Below are 18,053 nucleotides of genomic sequence, written 5' to 3'. Positions count from 1 at the left end.
CCGCGTCACGTCACCGGAGGATGGAAGTCCATGAGTATCATGCCCCACTCGTCCCTGGAGAATGTCCAGGACACCCGAATCGACGTGGCCGGCCTGCTACGCCTGCTCTTTGACCACAAGCGAATGATCCTCATCGTCACCGGGCTGTTCGCCACCCTGGGACTGGTCTATGCGCTGATCGCCACGCCGATCTACGTCTCGGGCGCGATGATCCAGGTCGAGCAGAAGAAGAACGGCCTCAACGGCACTCCCGAGGTGATCAACCGCCCCGACTCGGTGTCCCTGGCCGCCACCGAGATCGAGCTGTTGAAATCCCGTGCGGTGCTCGGCAAGGCGGTGGAGCTGCTCAAGCTCTATATCGTTGCCAAGCCCCGGCACATGCCGCTGCTGGGCGATTACATGGCGCGGCACTTCAAGCCGACCCCGGCCCAGCCGCTGGCCTCGCCGCTGTTCGGCATGGGCGCCTTCGCCTGGGGCGGCGAGCAGATCAAGGTGTACCAGCTGGAAGTGCCCGAAGAGTATCTCGGCGAACCGCTGACCCTGGTCACCGAGAATGGCGGCGCCTATGTCCTGCTCAATGCCGACGGGGAACAGCTGCTGCGCGGCGAGGTGAACAAGACCGTCATCGAGAAGGGCTTCACCATCGAGGTGGACGCGCTGGTGGCACATCCGGGCACCGAGTTCATCCTCACCCGCAACCGCCTGCTGACCACCACCCTGGAGTATCAGAAGGCGCTCAAGGTGGTCGAGGCCGGCAAGGATTCCGGAATCATCTACATGACCCTGGAGGACCCCAACGCCGGGCAGGCCGACCTCATCCTCGACAAGATCAGCCATCTCTACGTGCTGCAGAACGTCGAGCGCAGTTCCGCCGAAGCCTCCCAGCGCCTGCAGTTCCTGCGCTCGCAGCTGCCGATGGTACGCATGGAGCTGGAGCGCGCCGAGGCCGCCTACAACGCCTACCAGACCAGCGCCAAGTCCGCCGACATCAGCGTCGAGACCCGTGGCGTGCTGGACCAGGTCGTCGGCATCGACAACCAGCTCTCCGACCTCAAGCTCAAGCGCGCCGAGTACGACCGCCTGTACGCCCCCAGTCATCCGACCTACCAGGCGCTGCTCAAGCAGGTGGCGAGCCTGGAGGCCCGCAAGCAGGCGTTGCAGGGGCGTATCCAGGCCCTGCCTTCCACCCAGCAGGAACTGCTGCGTCTCTCCCGTGACATGCGCGTTACCCAGCAGACCTATACCACCGTGCTGGACAAGGCCCAGGAGCAGGACATCCTGCGCGCCGGCACCATCGGCAACGTGCGGGTGATCGACACCGCCCAGGCTGACGTGGAAAAACCGGCCAAGCCGATGCGCAAGATCATCGTGCTGCTCGCCACCCTGCTCGGCTTCTGTGTCTCGATGGGCATCCTGTTCCTGCGCCAGGCCTTCTACCGGGGCGTGGAGAATCCCGAGGCGATCGAACAGCTCGGCCTCTCGGTGCTCGCGGCGGTGCCGTACTCCCGTCAGCAGGAGCGCCTGGAAAGGGAGCGCAAGGGGAATATCACCGCGCATGCGCCCATGCTGCTGGCCGCCGCCAATCCGGGCGACCTGGCCAACGAGGCGCTGCGCAGCCTGCGCACCAACCTGCATTTCGCCCTGCTGGAGGCACGCAACAACGTGGTGATGCTCACCAGCCCGGCGCCGGGCGCCGGCAAGTCGTTCGTCTCCTGCAACCTGGCGGCGATCATTGCCCAGTCCGGCCTGCGCACCCTGCTGATCGACGGTGACATGCGCAAGGGCTACCTGCACCGCGTGTTCGGCCTGACCCCGCGGCATGGCCTGTCCGATGCGCTGAGTTCCCGTCGCCCGCTGAGCGAGGTGATCCTGCCGACCGAGGTGTCGGACCTGGACTTCATCTCCTGTGGTTTCGCCGCGCCGAACCCGTCGGAACTGCTGATGAATGAAAGCTTCGCCCAGCTGCTGCGCGACGCTTCGGCGATGTACGACCTGGTCATCGTCGACACTCCGCCGGTGCTGGCGGTGACCGACGCGTCGCTGATCGGCCGGCTGTGCGGCATCAGCCTGCTGGTGACCCGCTTCGGCCAGAGCCCGACCAGCGAAATCGATACCGCCCGCCGCCGCCTGGGCCAGAACGGCATCCATCTGCAGGGCGCGATCCTCAATGGAGTCAGGCGCAAGGCCTCGACCGCCGCCTACGACTACGGCGCCTACGCCTACCGCTACGACAACCGCAACTGAGGCCACGACGTTCGGCACCTTTCTGCCCGGCCCGCCACTCATGACGGGCCGGGGCTGGAACCGCCGGGCAACCATCACTGCCTACGGGGCCGCCGTTCCACGGCATGCCTGGCCCCGTCCTCACTCATCGCCTGCCCCGGCGTCGAGGCATACGCATCATGAGTCACGCTGAACCCCTTCATCGCTGGTACCTGATCCAGACCAAACCACACCAGGAGCTGCGCGCCGAGGAAAACCTGACGCGTCAGGGCTTCTGCTGCTACCGGCCAGTGGTCGGGCAGGGGCCGCGCCCGCAACCCCTGTTCCCCGGCTACCTGTTCATCCACCTGGATCAGCAGCACGACAACTGGTTCCCGATTCGCTCGACCCGCGGCGTGGCGCGCATCGTCAGCTTCGGTCCGCAACCCTTGCCAGTGGCCGATGAGCTGGTGGAGGACATCCGCCAGCGTTCCCAGGCGATGCCGGAGCGCGCGTCCGGGCACTTCCAGCAGGGCCAGGTGGTGCACCTGCACTGCGCCGGCAACTGCGAGGTGGAAGCGATCTTCCTCTGCGACGACGGCGCCGAGCGGGCGCTGATCCTGCTCAACCTGTTGCAGCGCGAACAGCGCGTGCGGGTGCCGCTGAGCCAGCTCTCGGCGGCCGGCGGGGAAAAAAAGAGGGTGGGCCTGAGTGCCCGCTGAGCGACGAAGGAGACGCGCCATCATGAGTGGATCGACCGTACTGGTGACGCTGACCTATGGCGATCGCCTGGCGTACCTGGAGGAACTGCTCGCCAGGGCCTTGCGCGAGCCGGACATAGCCCGTGCGATCGTCGTCAGCAACGCCTCGGTGGCCGAACTGGACCACTTGTTCAAGCTCTGGCCCAACCGCGTCCAGGTGATCGAGCTCAGCAGCAACACTGGCTCGGCCAACGGCTATTGCGTGGGCATCGCGGCGGCGTTGAACACCGGCTGCGATTACATCTGGCTGATGGATGACGACAACGCGCCGATGCCGGGCGCCTTCCCCCTGCTCAAGCAGCGCCTGCTCGACTGCGTGGAACGCCACGGGGCGGACCAGACTGCGGTGCTGGGCTTTCGCGCGGAGCACCAGGCGGACGTCGTCGCTGGCGTGCCGAGACGCTTCATCGCGCCGCCGCGCTCCAGCTACTTCGGCTTCCACGTGCACCAACTGCCCTACAAGCTCTGGCGCCGCACGCCTTGGGGCAAGCCCCACCCGCACCCACTGGAGCCTTTGCTGGAGCTGCCATTCGCCTACTACGGCGGGCTGCTGGCGCACCGCCGGCTGATCGAGCGCATCGGCCTGCCGCGCCGCGAGCTGGTGCTCTATGCCGACGACACCGAATACACCTTTCGCATCAGCGCCTGCGGCGGCCATCTCTATCTGGTACCCGATGCCGGGCTGGATGACCTGGAGCGCTCCTGGAACCTCAAGCAGCGCACCTCCAACATCTACGAGACCTACCTGCTCGGCAGCTCGGACCTGCGCGCCTACTACGCCGCGCGCAACCAGGCCTGGTTCGACAAGAACCTGTGGGTCACCTCGCCGCTGATGTACCGCTTCAACCGCTGGGTATTCCTGCGCCTGTTGCACTTCTTCGCCCGCCGGCATGGCCGCGAAGGGCGCCTGCAACTGCTGCTGCGTGCGATCCGCGACGGCGAGTCCGGCGCACTGGGCATGAGCCGGACCTATCCGCTATGAAACTCCTGTTCCTCAACACCCTCTATGCCCCGCACATCGGCGGCGGCGCGGAGCTGATGGTGCAAGCCATGGTCGAGGGCCTGCAGGGGCGCGGCCATGCGGTGCAGGTGCTGAGCACGGGCCCCGACGCCGGCGTGCACGGCGAATTGCACAATGGCGTGCCGGTGTTGCGCGCCGGCCTGCGCAACCTCTACTGGCCGTTCGCCGGCCAGCGCCCCGGCCCGCTGCGGCGGCTCGCCTGGCATGCGCTGGACCGCTACAACCGGGGCATGCGCGATGTGCTGGCGCAGGTGCTGGCGCAGAACCGGCCGGACCTCGTGGTATGCCATAACCTGGCGGGCTGGTCGATCGCCGCCTGGGATGCGATCCGCGATGCCGGGATGCCCATCGTGCAGGTCCTGCACGACCAGTACCTCACCTGCCCGCGCGGGATGCGTTTCCACAAGGGCAAGCACTGCCAGCAGCAATGCGGCTCCTGCGCGCTGCTGCGGCGCTCCCATGCGCAGGCGTCGGCACGGGTCGACACGGTGGTCGGCGTCAGCCGCTACCAACTGTCTGCCCTGGTCGATGCGGGCTACTTCGCCCACAGCCAGCGCTATGTCATCTACAACTGCGCGCCGTTCATACCCTGGCAGGAGGCGCCGGCCGAGGTCACGCCACGCCGTCCGCTGCGTTTCGGCTTCATCGGCGCGCTCACCCCGAACAAGGGCGTGGAGTGGCTGATCGAGCAGTTCCAGAAGCAGGCGCTGGATGCTTCGCTGCTGATCGCAGGACGTGGTGAGGCGGATTATGTGAACACGCTGAAATCCCTCGCCGACCCGCAGCACGTGCACTTCGTTGGCTATCGCAATTCCTGCGGATTCTTCGCCGAGATCGACGTGGCCGTGGTGCCCAGTATCGGCACGGAATCCTTCGGCCTGGTGGCGCTGGAAGCCTGCGCCCATCACCTGCCGGTGATTGTTTCGACCCGTGGCGGCCTCGTCGAGATCGTCCGGGACGGAGTCAACGGTCTGCACTGCTCGCCGGAGCGCCCCGACTCGCTGGGCGAAGCGCTGCGCCGCCTCAGCAAGGACGCGTCGCTACGCCAGCGCCTGGCCTCCCACGCCCGCGATAGCGTGGCGTCGATGCTCAGCGTCGAGCGGATGCTCGACGAGTACGAAGCCGTCCTGAACCGCACCCTGCTCAGCCGTGGAGCCCGCCATGGATCTGCAATCGCCGTATCCACGCTTTGAGCCCTCCCGTGGCATCACTTTCGACCGCTCGCTGCTGGTTCTGTGGGTAGTGGTGGCGGTGCTGCTGGTGGAGACCTTCAACGGGGCGTTGCGCTTCTACGCCGACCAGGTCGGCCTGTCGGCGCTGGTCTACGTGCCGAAGGTGGGCTGCGTGATCGCGGTGGCCTGGGAGCTGTTCACCCGGCCGCAGCAGCGCGGCCTGTGGCTGCTGCTGATCCTGGCGGCGGCCTCGCTGATGCTCGGCCTGCTGCATGGCGCGAACTCGCTGGCCGGGGCCTTCAGCATTTTCATCTATGCGCCGCTGCTATTCGGCCTGCTCTGCGGAACCTATCTGGAGATGCACCGCAAGATGCTGGGCTGGGTCGTCTTCTTCTGCTTCGTCGCCTCGCTGGCGGGCATTGCGCTGGACATGCTCGGCAACGTGCCCTGGAAGGGATACACCTACGCCATGGCCGGTGTCGTGATCAGCGGCAACCGCGCCTGGAGCGCCTACGGACTGGACCGCATCGCCGGCTTCTCGCGGATGTCAGCGAGCCTGGCTTTCATGTTGTCGATCTTCAGCCTGTACCTGGGCTCGTTCCGCCTGTCGCTGCTGCTGCGCTGGCTGATCTACCTGGTGGCACTGGTGGGCATCGTCCTGACCACCAACAAGACCTCCGCCGTCGCCTTCGTCATCGTCCTGCTGGTGATGAACACTGCCGGGTACCGTCTGATATTCCTGCTGGCCACGCTGGTGGTGGTGTTCGGCGCGCTGGCGCTACCGCTCTACGGCTTGATCGTGGATGTCGAGCCGTACCTGGCCAGTTCCAGCAGCGACAATCTGCTCGGCTCGATGGTGGAGCGCCTGGTCCACACCTGGCCGGACCTGGTCAAGGTGATGACCTACAACGGTTGGGCCTACACCGGCGCCGGACTGGGCATGACCGGCAGCGCCTACGCGGCCTACCCGGTGTTCGGCATCGAGCAGTTGGCGGTGGCGGACAATACGCTGTTGTACCTCTGGCTGCTGTTCGGTGTCGCAGGTATTGGGCTCTACGTGCTGGCGATCCCGCTGCTGATGCGTCTGCAGCGCCAGCCGGGAAGCGAGGCCCGTGCGCTGCTGGGCATCACCTACTGCATCCTGCTGATGGGCTGGACCAGCGACGTACTGGAAGCGCAGGTGCCGAGCCTGTTCCTGGGCCTGGCCATCGGCCGTGCGTTGCGCTTGCCGGAGGAGCTGGTCACGCCGCCGGCGCCGCAGGCCTGGCGTCTGCAGGGCAAGGGCGGGCTGCTCGGCCTGCTGCTGTGTGGCGCGCTGCTGTTCGCCGGAGCAGGGCAGGCGCCCCGCGCACTGGCCAACGAGGCGCCGGTGGCCGGGTCGGTTGCGCCGGATTTCATCGTCGGCGTCAGTACCCATCAGAACAGCCGCCCGGGCAACCGCGACGGCATCAATCGCCTGGCACAACAGGCCGGCATCCAGTCGTTCCGCGACGATGCCTTCTGGTCCAGCGTCGAGCGCGAACCCAATGTGCTGTCCATCTACGACAGTTGGCGCACTCAGCTGCGCAGTACCCGCAGCCTGGGCATCAGCACCTTGCTGATCCTGGGGGTGGAGAACCAGTTCCACGGCAACGCCAAGCCCCGTGACGAGGCTTCCCGTGCCGCCTACCTGCGCTATGTGCGCTATGTGGTGCGCAGCTTCAAGGGCCAGGTGGCGATCTACGAGATCTGGAACGAATGGGATGTGGAGAACCCCACCGACAAGGCTTTCAGCGACGAGTACCTGGTTCTGGTCCGTGCCACGGCGAAGGTGATCCGCGAGGAAGACCCACAGGCCAGGATCATCGCCGGCGCCGTGACGCTGCGCGGTATCCGCGAGGGCTTCGCCGAGCGCCTGGTTGCCGGTGGCTTGCTGGACGTCACGGACGGCCTGTCGCTGCACCCGTCGGTGTACTGCGAGGGCGACCTGGCGACACCGGAAAACTGGCTGGGGTGGTTCACGGGCGTCAACCAGCAGCTCGAACGGGCCGCCGGCAAGCCGGTGCCGTTGTACTTCACCGAGTTCAGCTGGCCGGCCAACGAAGGCGGCTGCGGACTCAGCCGCGAACGCCAGGCGGCCTACCTGGCGCGTGCCTACTTCCTGCTGCGCAGCTTGCCGAACGTGAAGGGCTCCTGGTGGTACGACCTGGTGGACGACGGCATCGACCGCCGCGAGATGGAGCACAACTTCGGCCTGCTCACCGCCGACGGCAAGCCCAAGCCGGCCTACCACGCGATGACCAGCGTGGCGGCGATCATCGGGCAGTACCACTTCGCCGGCCGGGTGCCCAACGACGACCCGAACGTCTACCTGCTGCGTTTTGCCAAGGCCGGCGACGAAATCCTGGTGGCCTGGACCCTGGGCCGCGAACAGAGCCTGAAGATCACCAGCCAGCCGGGCAGCTCCGATCTCCTCTGGCGCCTGCGGGACTTCGATGGCGTCAGCGCCAATCCGGGCGAAAAGGTGCCCTGGAACTGCCCCGCGGGTGGAGGGCCGTGCCAGGCCGACATCCGTATCGACAACGCTCCGACGCTGCTGCGCAGCGCTCCGGGCTATCAGCTGTCACTGCGCTGAATACGGCGCGACGACTCGCCGAGAGGGCTTCCATGATCGTTATCAACGCGCGTTTCCTGTCCCAGGAAATCAGTGGCGTGCAGCGCTTCGCCGAGCAGATCTCGCTGTCGCTGGCGCGCTTGCGCGGCGACGTGCATTTCGTTGCGCCACCCGGCCCGCTGCAGCGGGAGGAGGTCGCCCAGCGCCTGCACGTCGAGCGCATCGGGCGCAACCACGGGCACCTGTGGGAGCAGGTCGACCTGCCGCTGTGGCTGTTGCGCAACGGACGGCCGCTACTGGTGTCGCTGTGCAATACCGCACCATTGGCCTATGGCCCGCAATTGGCGACGCACCACGACATCGCCTACGTGCGGCATCCCGAGAGCTTTTCCTGGCGCTTTCGCGCGCTGTACCGGACGTTGACCCCGCTGATGCTGCGGCGGGTGCTGGCGCTGGTCAGCGTCAGCGAGTTCTCCCGCCAGGAGATCGCCTCGCACTACCACTTTCCCAGCGAGCGCATCCACGTGATCGCCAACGCGGTGTCCTCCGCGTTCTGCCCCGGTCCCGTGGTCTCGGGCGGGCGACCCTATCTGCTGGCGGTGTCCTCGCCGGCCGCGCACAAGAACTTCGCACGGATGATCGAGGCGTTCGACCTGCTGCACGATCTGGACGTCGACCTGCATATCGTCGGCTCGGCCGCCCGTGCCTTCGTCGATTACCGCTTGCAGTCCAGCGGGCAACACGAACGCGTGCGCTGGCTGGGACGCATCGACGACCAGCAGCTGATCGAGGAGTACCGCGGCGCGGCAGCCTTCGTTTTCCCGTCGCTCTACGAAGGGTTCGGCATACCGCCGCTGGAGGCGCAGGCCTGCGGTTGCCCGGTGATCGCTGCTCGCAGTGCCTCGGTCCCCGAAGTGCTGGGCACCTCGGCGCTGTACTTCGACCCCGCCGATACCCAGGCCCTGGCTACGGCGATGCGCCGCGTGCTGCGGGATGGGAAGCTGCGCACCAGCCTGCGCAATGCCGGGTTGGAGAATGTCCTGCGCTTCTCCTGGGACCTTTCCGCCCTGCGTCTCTCCACCCTGATCGACTCCTTTCTAGCCGAACGCGCGGACTATCTGCCGCGCTTCAAACCGCTCGAGTAGCCCGGTTCCCGGCTACCGCGCCAAGGAGGCATTGCCATGAAAGGCATCATTCTCGCCGGCGGCTCCGGCACCCGCCTGCACCCCATCACCCTCGGGGTCTCCAAGCAATTGCTGCCGATCTTCGACAAGCCGATGGTGTACTACCCGCTGTCGGTGCTGATGCTCGCCGGCATCGACGAGATCCTGCTGATCTGCACCCCCGCCGACCTGCCCAACTTCCGCGCGCTGCTCGGCGACGGCGAGCAGTTCGGCCTGCACCTGCACTATGCAGTGCAGCCCTCGCCGGACGGCCTGGCCCAGGCCTTCCTGATCGGCGAGGAATTCATCGGCAGTGATTCGGTGTGCCTGGTGCTGGGCGACAACATCTTCTACGGCCAGAGCTTCACCGCGACCCTGCGCGAGGCCGCCTCGCGCGAACGCGGCGCCACCGTGTTCGGCTATCAGGTGGCCGACCCCGCGCGCTTCGGCGTGGTGGAGTTCGACGCCGCCGGCAACGTGCTTTCCATCGAGGAAAAACCCCGGGTGCCGCGCTCCAACTACGCCGTGACGGGGCTGTATTTCTACGACAACCGGGTGGTTGAAATGGCCCGGCAGATTCGCCCCTCGGCGCGCGGCGAGCTGGAAATCACCGACATCAACAACCTCTACCTCGAACTTGGCGAGTTGCGCGTGAGCCTCCTGGGGCGCGGCTTCGCCTGGCTGGACACCGGCACCCACGAATCGCTGATGGAGGCCGGTCACTTCGTCCAGACCATCGAGGCGCGGCAGGGGCTGAAGGTCGCCTGCCTGGAGGAAATCGCCTTCCAGCAGGGCTGGCTTTCCACCGAGGGCCTGGCCCTGCAGGCCGAGCGCCTGGGCAAGACCTGTTATGGCCGCTACCTGCAGCAACTGCTGCGCGATGCCCGTCCCTGAAACGTCTGGCCGATTGGCCGTGGCGGTGCGTCAGTGATCCATCTGCCGTGAGAGGCAGTGGCGCCAGGATGAGCGCCGAGTGTGGTGAGGTTTTCCATGTCCATTCGATCGAAGGGAATACTGCGGGCGAACCAGTCCCTCCTGGCGGTGGCGCACCGTTTGCTCGATCTGCTGGTCATCGTCCTTTCCGGGGCGATTCTCCTGAGTGACGGCAGCGGTATGCCGGATGCCCGCGTCTGGGTGACGGTCCTGCTGTGCGTGATGCTGTTCCACTGGCTGGGCGAGCTGAATCGGCTGTATGGCTCCTGGCGCGGCGAATCCATGTTGCGCGAGTCGCTGCTGGTCACCAGCTACTGGTCCCTGACGTTCTTCGCCGTGCTGCTGCTGGATGCGGCGCTGCGCCATGGCATCGTCATCGACGAACGCCGCTTCGCCTGGTTCGCTGGTGCACTGCTGGTGATGTGCGCTTACCGACTGCTCCTGCGCCTGCTCCTGCGCCTGGCGCGCCGGCATGGCTTCAACAGCCGCAACGTGGCCATCTACGGCACCGGGGAAGTCGGCGCGCACCTGGCCTCGACCATCCTCGACGCCCCCTGGATGGGCCTGCGCCTGGTCGGATTCTACGACGACCGCCCGCAGCAGATGGCGCTGGAAGAGCGGGTGCCGGTCATGGGCGGGCGCCTGGCGCTGATCGAGGCGGCGCGCAGCGGACAGATCGACAAGGTCTACCTGACCCTGCCGCTGTCCCGCGAGCCATTGCTCAACGAACTGATTCGCGAACTTTCCGACACCACCGTGTCGGTCTACCTGATTCCCGACCTGTTCATGTTCGACCTGCTGCACGCGCGCAGCGAGAGCATCAACGGCCTGGAAACCATCAGCATCTTCGATACCCCCATGGACGGGCCCAACGCAGTGCTCAAGCGCATCGAGGACGTGGTCCTCGCCTCGCTGATCCTGCTGCTGGTGTCGGTGCCGATGCTGCTGATTGCCGTGGCGGTGAAACTCACCTCGCGCGGCCCGGTCCTGTTCCGTCAGACCCGTTACGGGATGGATGGCCGACCGATCCGCGTGTGGAAGTTCCGCAGCATGACCGTCATGGAAGACGGGGCGCAGGTGATCCAGGCCTCGCGCAACGACTGCCGCGTCACTCGCCTTGGCGCGTTCCTGCGACGGACCTCGCTGGATGAACTGCCGCAGTTCCTCAACGTCCTGCGCGGTGACATGTCGGTGGTGGGGCCCCGGCCCCATGCGGTCGCGCACAACGAGCAGTACCGCCGTCAGGTCAGCCACTACATGCTCAGACACAAGGTCAAGCCCGGCATTACCGGGTGGGCCCAGGTCAACGGCTGGCGTGGTGAAACCGACACCCTGGAAAAGATGCAGAAACGCATTGAGTTCGACCTGGACTACATCGAGAACTGGTCCGTCTGGTGGGACCTGAAGATCGTTGGGTTGACCCTCTTCAAGGGCTTCGTCAACCACAACGCGTTCTGAGGCAGTCCCCCCTACCAACACCCTGCTTCAAGGAATGATCGCCATGAAAACTCTGTTCGTGATCGGTCTTGTTGTCGGCAGTCTGACGCTACAAGGCTGTGTATTTTCCCCCGGTCAGCACATGACGGACTCCGATATCGAGAAAGAGGCGCGGGACCAAGGCATGCGCATCACCCTCGTCCCCATCACCCCGCAGGTGCTGCAAAGCCAGGACATGGCCCGTGCCAACCAGCAGCTGCCGGCGGAGCTGCTCAACTACAAGCCGCAGCAGGGTGAATACGTGATCGGCGCAGGGGACGTGCTGCTGGTCACTGTCTGGGACCACCCGGAACTGACCAGCCCCGGCTCGACGCAGCAGATGGAGGCCAACGGTCGTGTGGTCGGTGCCGACGGCAACATGTTCTTCCCCTACGCCGGTACCGTGGCGGCGGCTGGCAAGACGCCGACCCAACTGCGGGGACAACTGGCCAGTCGACTGGCCAAGAAGGGCATTGTCGACCCGCAGGTGGACGTGACCGTGCTGCGCTATGCCAGCCAGCACATCGTGATGTCCGGGGCCTTCCAGAACGGCGGCCAGGTGGAACTGAACAATACGCCGACGACGCTGGTGCAGGCGGTGAGCAAGGCCGGCGTGGTGGCCGGCGACGCGGACCTATCGGGGCTGACCCTCAAGCGCGACGGACGTGAGTACCTGATCGACGTCGATGCGCTCAATCGCAGCGGCTCCGCCTTGAGCGGCGTCTACCTGAAGAACGGCGACCAGATCCACCTGCCTTACAACGACCGCAAGAAAGTCTACATCGTGGGTGAAGTGCACCAGCCGACCGTGGTGACCTATCGCACCACTGGCCTGAGCCTGCTGGAAGTGCTGGGCAACGCGGGGGGCCTCAGCCAGGAAACCTCCGATGCCGACGCCGTCTACGTGATCCGCGCCGGTGACCTGCAACCGGACGCCAATGGTTCCCAGAGCGCCCTCACGGCGAAGGTCTTCCACCTGGAGGCGAAGAAGCCCACGGCCTTCGCCCTGGCCCGTGATTTCGCCATGCAGCCCCAGGACGTGGTGTTCATCGGCCCGGCCAACATCACCCGGTGGAACCGCTTCATCAGCCAACTGCTGCCGTCGGCCTCCTTCATCGGCACCAGCGCTACGGTCGGTCATAAGTAACCGGGGAACGCCTTACAACGAAAGGAGAACTCGTACCTGGCAATCGGACTGGTCACAGGGGCGAGCGGCAATCCGCCTGGCGACTATCCGCCGGGCTGTACAGGGCTGTGCACGCTCTTTCGGACCAGCAGAGCTCGGCACCGTCATTCTGCGTTTTCTTGGGCATCCCCTAGCAATGCCCATAACCCGCCCGTGTTGCAGCACGGGCGGGTTTCTTTTTTTCCGCCCCTGGAAAACCACAGTCGGTCTCCTCGATCAACCGGGGTACCTCGTCAGAGGTGCAGTCCGGCAAGGTTTGGGCGTGGTATCATATATTCCATAAAGAAATTACATTGTAATAATTAATTCTTTTTTGATTTATAGAGCTTCTTTTATCGTTGCCCCCAGCGCTGTCGTGAGGACGGTTGGCAAGTGCGGTTGGGGTGGCGGTTTCCCGCCAGCAAGGGCGATGTTCGTGGCGGTTTCCCGCTTAGTGGTCTGGAGGAAAAGATTCGCTGACAAGTCTGAAAGGCAGATTTGGCGGGGAGTCGGGCAGGCAAGGCCGGTTGGCCTGGGGATTGCCTAGCCAGTGGTGCATGCCCCGCGCATCGCCACGACAACAAGACACGAGAACAGACCCATGCCGTCCCTTTCAGCTGCTGCCTTCCCGCCTGCTTGCCTGCGCATCACCCCTGCCTAGGGGAGCGTTGCATCACCACTGAATAACCGTTGCCGCGCGTGTCCGCACGTACGCGCCGTGGCTTCTGCTTGCCGTTCGGTCGGGCTCCGGGGGAGCTGGTTGTCGCGCTGAATGGCCTGTTTTCCAAGATCAATAAATGGGGAAAATCCAATGAAAAGCCGCACTCTCACGCAATCGAGCCTGGCGCTCGCCATCGCTGCCGCGGGCCTGGCCCAGTCGGCCGTCGCCGGTGGGTTCATCGAAGACAGCAAGGCCAACCTCACCCTGCGCAACTTCTATATCAACACCGACAACCGCAACGGCCCCTCCGCACCGAGCAAGCAGGAAGAGTGGGGCCAGGGCTTCCTGCTCAACTACACCTCCGGCTACACCGAAGGCACCGTGGGCGTTGGCGTCGATGCGCTGGGCCTGCTCGGGGTTCGTCTCGACAGCGGCAAGGGCACACATTACAACCCGACCAGCTCGAACTTTTCCGGGACTGTATTCCCCACCGATAGCGATGGCCGCGCGGTGGACGATTTCTCCCACCTGGGCGCCACCGGCAAGGTGAAGGTGTCCGCTACCGAGCTGCGCTACGGCACCCTGCTGCCGAAGCTGCCGGTGGTCACCTACAACGACGGCCGCCTGCTGCCGCAGACCTTCGATGGCGGCCAGGTCACCTCCAACGAGTTCAAGGACCTGACCCTGATCGGCGGCCAGTTGGAGCACATGAAGGGCCGCAGCTCCAGCAACAACGAGGGGCTGTCCATCGCCGGCGCCAACAACGCCCGCACTGGCGAGTTCGTCAACAAGTTCTACTACGGCGGCGCCGACTACAAGCTGACCAAGGACCTGACGCTGCAGTACTACTACGGCAACCTGCAGGACTTCTACAAACAGCACTTCCTCGGCCTGCAGCACAACTGGGCGATCGGCCCGGGCGTGCTGAAGTCCGACCTGCGCTACTTCAACAGCAGCGACGACGGCAAGAACGGCCACGACAAGGCGTTCTACACCAACGGCTACTACGGTAACGGCGTGACCAAGGGCGAGGTCGACAACCGCGCCTGGAGCGGCCTGTTCACCTACACCCTGAGCGGCCACAGCTTCGGCGCCGGCTACCAGCAGCTCAGCGGCGACAGCGACTTCCCGTTCATCAACAACGGTGACGGCGCCACCGCCTACCTGATCACCGACGTGCAGATCGGCAAGTTCCTGCGTGCCGGCGAGCGCACCTGGCAGGTCCGCTACGGTTACGACTTCGCCCAGGCCGGCCTGCCGGGTCTGACCTTCCAGACCCTGTACCTGCACGGCGACAATATCGACACCAAGTACGGCGACAAGAGCGAGTGGGAGCGCGACATCTCCCTGGCCTACGTGATTCCGGACGGCGCCCTCAAGGGCCTGGGCTTCACCTGGAAGAACGCTGCCCTGCGCAGTGGCCTGCCTTACGAGGGCAAGGGCACCGCGACCCAGCGTGACCAGGACGAGAACCGCCTGATCGTCAGCTACACCATCCCGCTGCTGTAAGCCTCGCCGGCTTTTGTAGGCGCAAGCTTGCTCGCGAATGCCTCGGCAGCGGGGCTTGTTCGCGAGCAAGGACCGGGCATCCCCCGCGGTCCTACAGGGATGGTCTTCCGCAAAATGAAAAGGCCGTCGCTCCTTCCGGGGCGACGGCCTTTTCAATGACCGCGAATCAGCGCTTCTGCGGCGCCGGCTGCTGCTGGGTGATGCAGTGGATGTTGCCGCCGCCCAGGAGGATCTCGCGGCCGGGCACCATTACTACTTCGTGCTCGGGGAAGATGCGCTTGAGGGTGGCTTCGGCCTCGGCGTCCGCCGGATCGTTGAAGCGCGGGGCGATGATGCCGCCGTTGACGATCAGGAAGTTGACGTAGGAACCGGCCAGGCGGATCGACGGATCGCGCGGCTGAGTGCCGATCACCAGGTCGATGCCTTCGCACTCGGCTTCGGTGGCGTGTATCGGGCCGGGGATGACGATCTTGTGCACGGTCAGCTGGCGACCCTTGGCGTCGCGGGCGCTTTCCAGCACACGCATGGCGGCTTGGCAGCGCTCGTAGTTCGGGTCGTTGACGTCGTCGGTCCAGGCCAGCAGGACTTCGCCTGGGCGTACGTAGCAGCAGAAGTTGTCCACATGGCCGTCGGTTTCGTCGTTGAACAGGCCGTCCGGCAGCCAGATCACGGTGTCGATGGCCAGATGGTCGCGCAGGTTGGCTTCGATCTCTTCGCGGCTCAGGTGTGGGTTGCGGTTGTGGTTGAGCAGGCATTCCTCGGTGGTGATCAGGGTGCCTTCGCCGTCCACATGGATCGAGCCGCCTTCGAGCACGAAGCCTTCGGTGCGGTAGCCGGTGCAGCGCTCGATGCCGAGGATCTTGCTCGCCACCTGGTCGTCGCGGTGCCAGGGGAAATACAGGCCGCCTTCCAGGCCGCCCCAGGCGTTGAAGGTCCAGTCCACGCCGCGCACTTCGCCCTTGTCGTCGATGACGAAGGTCGGGCCGGTGTCGCGCACCCAGGCGTCGTCGTTGCTGATTTCCACCACGCGGATGTTGGTCGCGTCGGCCAGTTGGGCGCGGGCGTTCTCGTACTGACCGGCGGAGACGCCGACGGTCACCGGCTCGAAGCGGGCGATGGCGCGGGCCACGGCACTGAAGGCGGCTTGCGCGGGCTTGCCGCCCAGGCGCCAGTTGTCCGGACGCTCGGGCCAGACCATCCAGGTCTGGGTATGGGGTTCCCATTCCGCCGGCATGCGGAAGCCATCGGCGCGGGGAGTGCTGGTCAGAGTGGTCATGGGGCGATCCTTGGTGAGGGCTTCGAAGGATGGGCGCAAGGCGGATACTTATCGATGAGTATCTCCGCGCTCCACCCATCCTGCGCAGTGGGTTATGTCATTCGAGAGGGCGTCGCCGTCGAGAGTCGCAAGGGGCCAGTATAGGTCGGCGGTTGCGGCGTCGCGTCGAGCTTCTCCCTAAATGGGAGAATTTATAGCCGATAAAAATCGATTTATGAAGGGCGTTTGAGAAATATTGGGCCCGTCTGTCCGGATGTTTGTCGGATAAAAATCGATTTATGGCAGTGGGGCGGGACGTTTCGGCAGGCAGGGCGGCAGGTACAGCGACAGGTAGGCATCGATCACCCGCATGCCTTCCTCGGCCAAGCGCTCGGTGATCTGCCCGTGACGCTGCACGGAAAGGGCGTAGACGCGGTCGCCCAGTTCGATGGCCAGGCTGAAGACTTCAAGGTCCTGCGGCAGCGGCGGTAGTTCGAAGTGCCGTTCGAACAGTTGGCGCATCGCGGCGCCCAGTTGCACGTCGTGCTGGCTGTCGGCCTGGGTGACCTCGGCCAGGCCGTGGCTGGCGAGGATCAGCTGGCGCGCCGCGGCGTCGCCCGCGTACACCGCCAGCGTGCGTTGCTCGACCTGGTGCGCGAGATCGCGCCAGTCGCGCAGGGCGGCGTGGTCGACGGGCTGTTCCAGGCAGGCGCGGAAGGCGGCGTGGACATCGCTGGTGAGACCCTGGAGCAGGGCCGGCACGCTGGGGAAGAAGTGGTAGACGGAGGAGGGCGGTATCTGGGCGCGCTCGGCCACCGCGTAGATCGACAGGCTCGCCGCGCCGCTCTCGGCCAGCAGCGCGCGGGCGGCGTCGAGGATCACGGCGATGCGCGCCTGGCTGCTGGCGCGGGGCTTGCGAGTGGGGGCGTGTGCGGGCATGTCGACCTCCGGAGCTGGGCGGTTATTGGACGCCAGCTCCGGGGCGCTCGGCAAGTCAGCTGCCGCCGGCGCGGAGTTTGCTCCACAGCTCGGTGATCACCGGTGCGGTCTTCTCCGGCGCGGTTTCCAGGGCGAACAGGCGGCGCTTGGTCTCCTGGTCGGGATAGAGGCCGGGCTGGGCCCGCAGGGCGGCGTCGAGGAACTGCGCGGAGTCCTTGTTGCCGTTGGGGTAGAGCGTGGCGGCGGTGATCTGCGCGGCGACCTTGGGTTGCATCAGGTAGTCGATGAACTTGTGCGCGAGGTCGGGATGTTCGGCCGAAGTCGGGATCACCAGGTTGTCGATGAACAGCACCGAGCCCTCCTGCGGCACCACGAAGCGCACCGGCTGGCCGGCGTTGGCGGCGTTCAGCGCGTCGCCGACCCAGGCCATGGCGACGCACAGCTTGCCGCTGTTGAGGTCCTGGATGTAGCGCTCACTGTCGATGTAGCGCAGGTTCGGGCGCAGTTGGGTGAGCACTTCGCCGGCGCGGCGGATCTGCGACGGGGCGCTGCGGGCGAAGTTGCGGCCCTGGTAGTTCATCAGCACCGAGAAGGCTTCGTCCGGCGCGTCCAGCAGGCTCATGCCGCAGTTCTTCAGGCGCTGGCTCTGCTGTGGGTCGAACAGCAGGCTCCAGCTGTCGGGCAGTTTGCCGCCGAAGGCCTTCTCGGCTTCCGGCTCATTGATCGCCAGGCCCACGGCGCCCCAGAGGTAGGGCACGGCGTGCTGGTTGTTCAGGTCGACCGCGGCCAGCTTGCTCAGCATTTGGCTATCCAGGTGGTCGCGGTTGGGAAGTTTGGCGAAGTCCAGGGGGCGGATCAGCTTCTTGCGGATCAGCGCCGGCAGGTCGTTGTGGGAGGGCACCGCAACGTCGATGTGCTCACCCTGCTCCAGTGCCTTGAGCAGTTCCTCGTCGGTGCTGTAGGTGTGGTATTCGACGCGAACGCCGGTGTCCTTCTCGAAGTCCTTGAGCACTTCGGGGGCGATGTAGTCGTTCCAGTTGTAGACGCGGATGACCTGGTCGGCCCATCCGGACAACGGGCACAGCAGCAACAGCAGCAAGACGTACAGGCGTGGCATTGGCGATCTCCCTGATTTGACCACATGTCAGCGGGTGCGGCCTGAGCCGCTGATGGCGCAACAGCAAAGCACGACAGACGCGACGG

Annotated in this window: 13 protein-coding genes; 10 read left to right on the top strand and 3 right to left on the bottom strand. The window is 65.5% G+C overall.

All coding sequences use genetic code 11. The features are described from left to right. The first annotated feature begins 30 nt into the window (after positions 1-30). From O6P39_RS25815 to O6P39_RS25770, 10 genes are all read left to right on the top strand, one after another. Positions 31-2,244, top strand: a complete 2,214-nt coding sequence (locus tag O6P39_RS25815) for a polysaccharide biosynthesis tyrosine autokinase (protein WP_275609204.1) — start codon at positions 31-33, stop codon at positions 2,242-2,244. Between the two features lie 158 nt (positions 2,245-2,402). Continuing rightward, on the top strand, positions 2,403-2,924 hold the full coding sequence (rfaH, locus tag O6P39_RS25810) for a transcription/translation regulatory transformer protein RfaH (protein ID WP_275609203.1): 522 nt from the start codon (positions 2,403-2,405) through the stop codon (positions 2,922-2,924). 22 nt (positions 2,925-2,946) lie between these two features. Beyond that, a complete protein-coding gene (locus tag O6P39_RS25805) occupies positions 2,947-3,945 on the top strand; it encodes a glycosyltransferase (protein ID WP_275609202.1) in 999 nt (332 codons plus the stop codon). Next, entirely contained in the window at positions 3,942-5,177 is a 1,236-nt protein-coding gene (locus O6P39_RS25800; RefSeq protein ID WP_275609201.1) for a glycosyltransferase family 4 protein, read from the top strand. Before O6P39_RS25805 ends, O6P39_RS25800 begins: the two co-directional genes overlap by 4 nt. Further along, on the top strand, positions 5,146-7,770 hold the full coding sequence (locus tag O6P39_RS25795; RefSeq protein WP_275609200.1) for a hypothetical protein: 2,625 nt from the start codon (positions 5,146-5,148) through the stop codon (positions 7,768-7,770). The genes O6P39_RS25800 and O6P39_RS25795 overlap by 32 nt, the downstream gene beginning before the upstream one ends. Positions 7,771-7,802: 32 nt before the next feature. Further along, entirely contained in the window at positions 7,803-8,894 is a 1,092-nt protein-coding gene (locus O6P39_RS25790; protein ID WP_275609199.1) for a glycosyltransferase family 1 protein, read from the top strand. 36 nt (positions 8,895-8,930) lie between these two features. After that, a complete protein-coding gene (rfbA, locus tag O6P39_RS25785) occupies positions 8,931-9,806 on the top strand; it encodes a glucose-1-phosphate thymidylyltransferase RfbA (RefSeq protein WP_275609198.1) in 876 nt (291 codons plus the stop codon). 96 nt (positions 9,807-9,902) lie between these two features. Beyond that, positions 9,903-11,303: an undecaprenyl-phosphate glucose phosphotransferase gene (locus tag O6P39_RS25780; protein WP_275609197.1), complete on the top strand. Its 1,401-nt coding sequence runs from the start codon at positions 9,903-9,905 to the stop codon at positions 11,301-11,303. A gap of 43 nt (positions 11,304-11,346) precedes the next feature. Further along, positions 11,347-12,468 carry a polysaccharide biosynthesis/export family protein gene (locus O6P39_RS25775; RefSeq protein ID WP_275609196.1) on the top strand — a complete coding sequence of 374 codons (1,122 nt, stop codon included), beginning with the start codon at positions 11,347-11,349 and terminating at the stop codon, positions 12,466-12,468. Positions 12,469-13,297: 829 nt separating this feature from the next. Continuing rightward, on the top strand, positions 13,298-14,656 hold the full coding sequence (locus O6P39_RS25770) for an OprD family porin (RefSeq protein ID WP_275609195.1): 1,359 nt from the start codon (positions 13,298-13,300) through the stop codon (positions 14,654-14,656). A 166-nt stretch (positions 14,657-14,822) separates the two neighbouring features. Here O6P39_RS25770 and aguA read toward each other — a convergent pair whose 3' ends face one another. From aguA to O6P39_RS25755, 3 genes are all read right to left on the bottom strand, one after another. Continuing rightward, the gene (gene aguA, locus O6P39_RS25765; protein WP_275609194.1) at positions 14,823-15,932 is read right to left on the bottom strand and encodes an agmatine deiminase; all 1,110 of its coding nucleotides are present in this window, start codon (positions 15,930-15,932) and stop codon (positions 14,823-14,825) included. Positions 15,933-16,208: 276 nt separating this feature from the next. Beyond that, positions 16,209-16,850 carry a TetR/AcrR family transcriptional regulator gene (locus O6P39_RS25760; RefSeq protein ID WP_275609193.1) on the bottom strand — a complete coding sequence of 214 codons (642 nt, stop codon included), beginning with the start codon at positions 16,848-16,850 and terminating at the stop codon, positions 16,209-16,211. A gap of 55 nt (positions 16,851-16,905) precedes the next feature. Next, on the bottom strand, positions 16,906-17,967 hold the full coding sequence (locus O6P39_RS25755) for a polyamine ABC transporter substrate-binding protein (RefSeq protein ID WP_275609192.1): 1,062 nt from the start codon (positions 17,965-17,967) through the stop codon (positions 16,906-16,908). Positions 17,968-18,053 lie beyond the last annotated feature (86 nt).

This window comes from Pseudomonas sp. PSE14 (assembly GCF_029203285.1).
In the GTDB taxonomy this organism is placed as follows: Bacteria; Pseudomonadota; Gammaproteobacteria; order Pseudomonadales; family Pseudomonadaceae; genus Pseudomonas.
The sequence above is the reverse complement of the archived record's forward strand: the minus strand, read 5'-3'. Positions and strand labels throughout refer to the sequence as shown.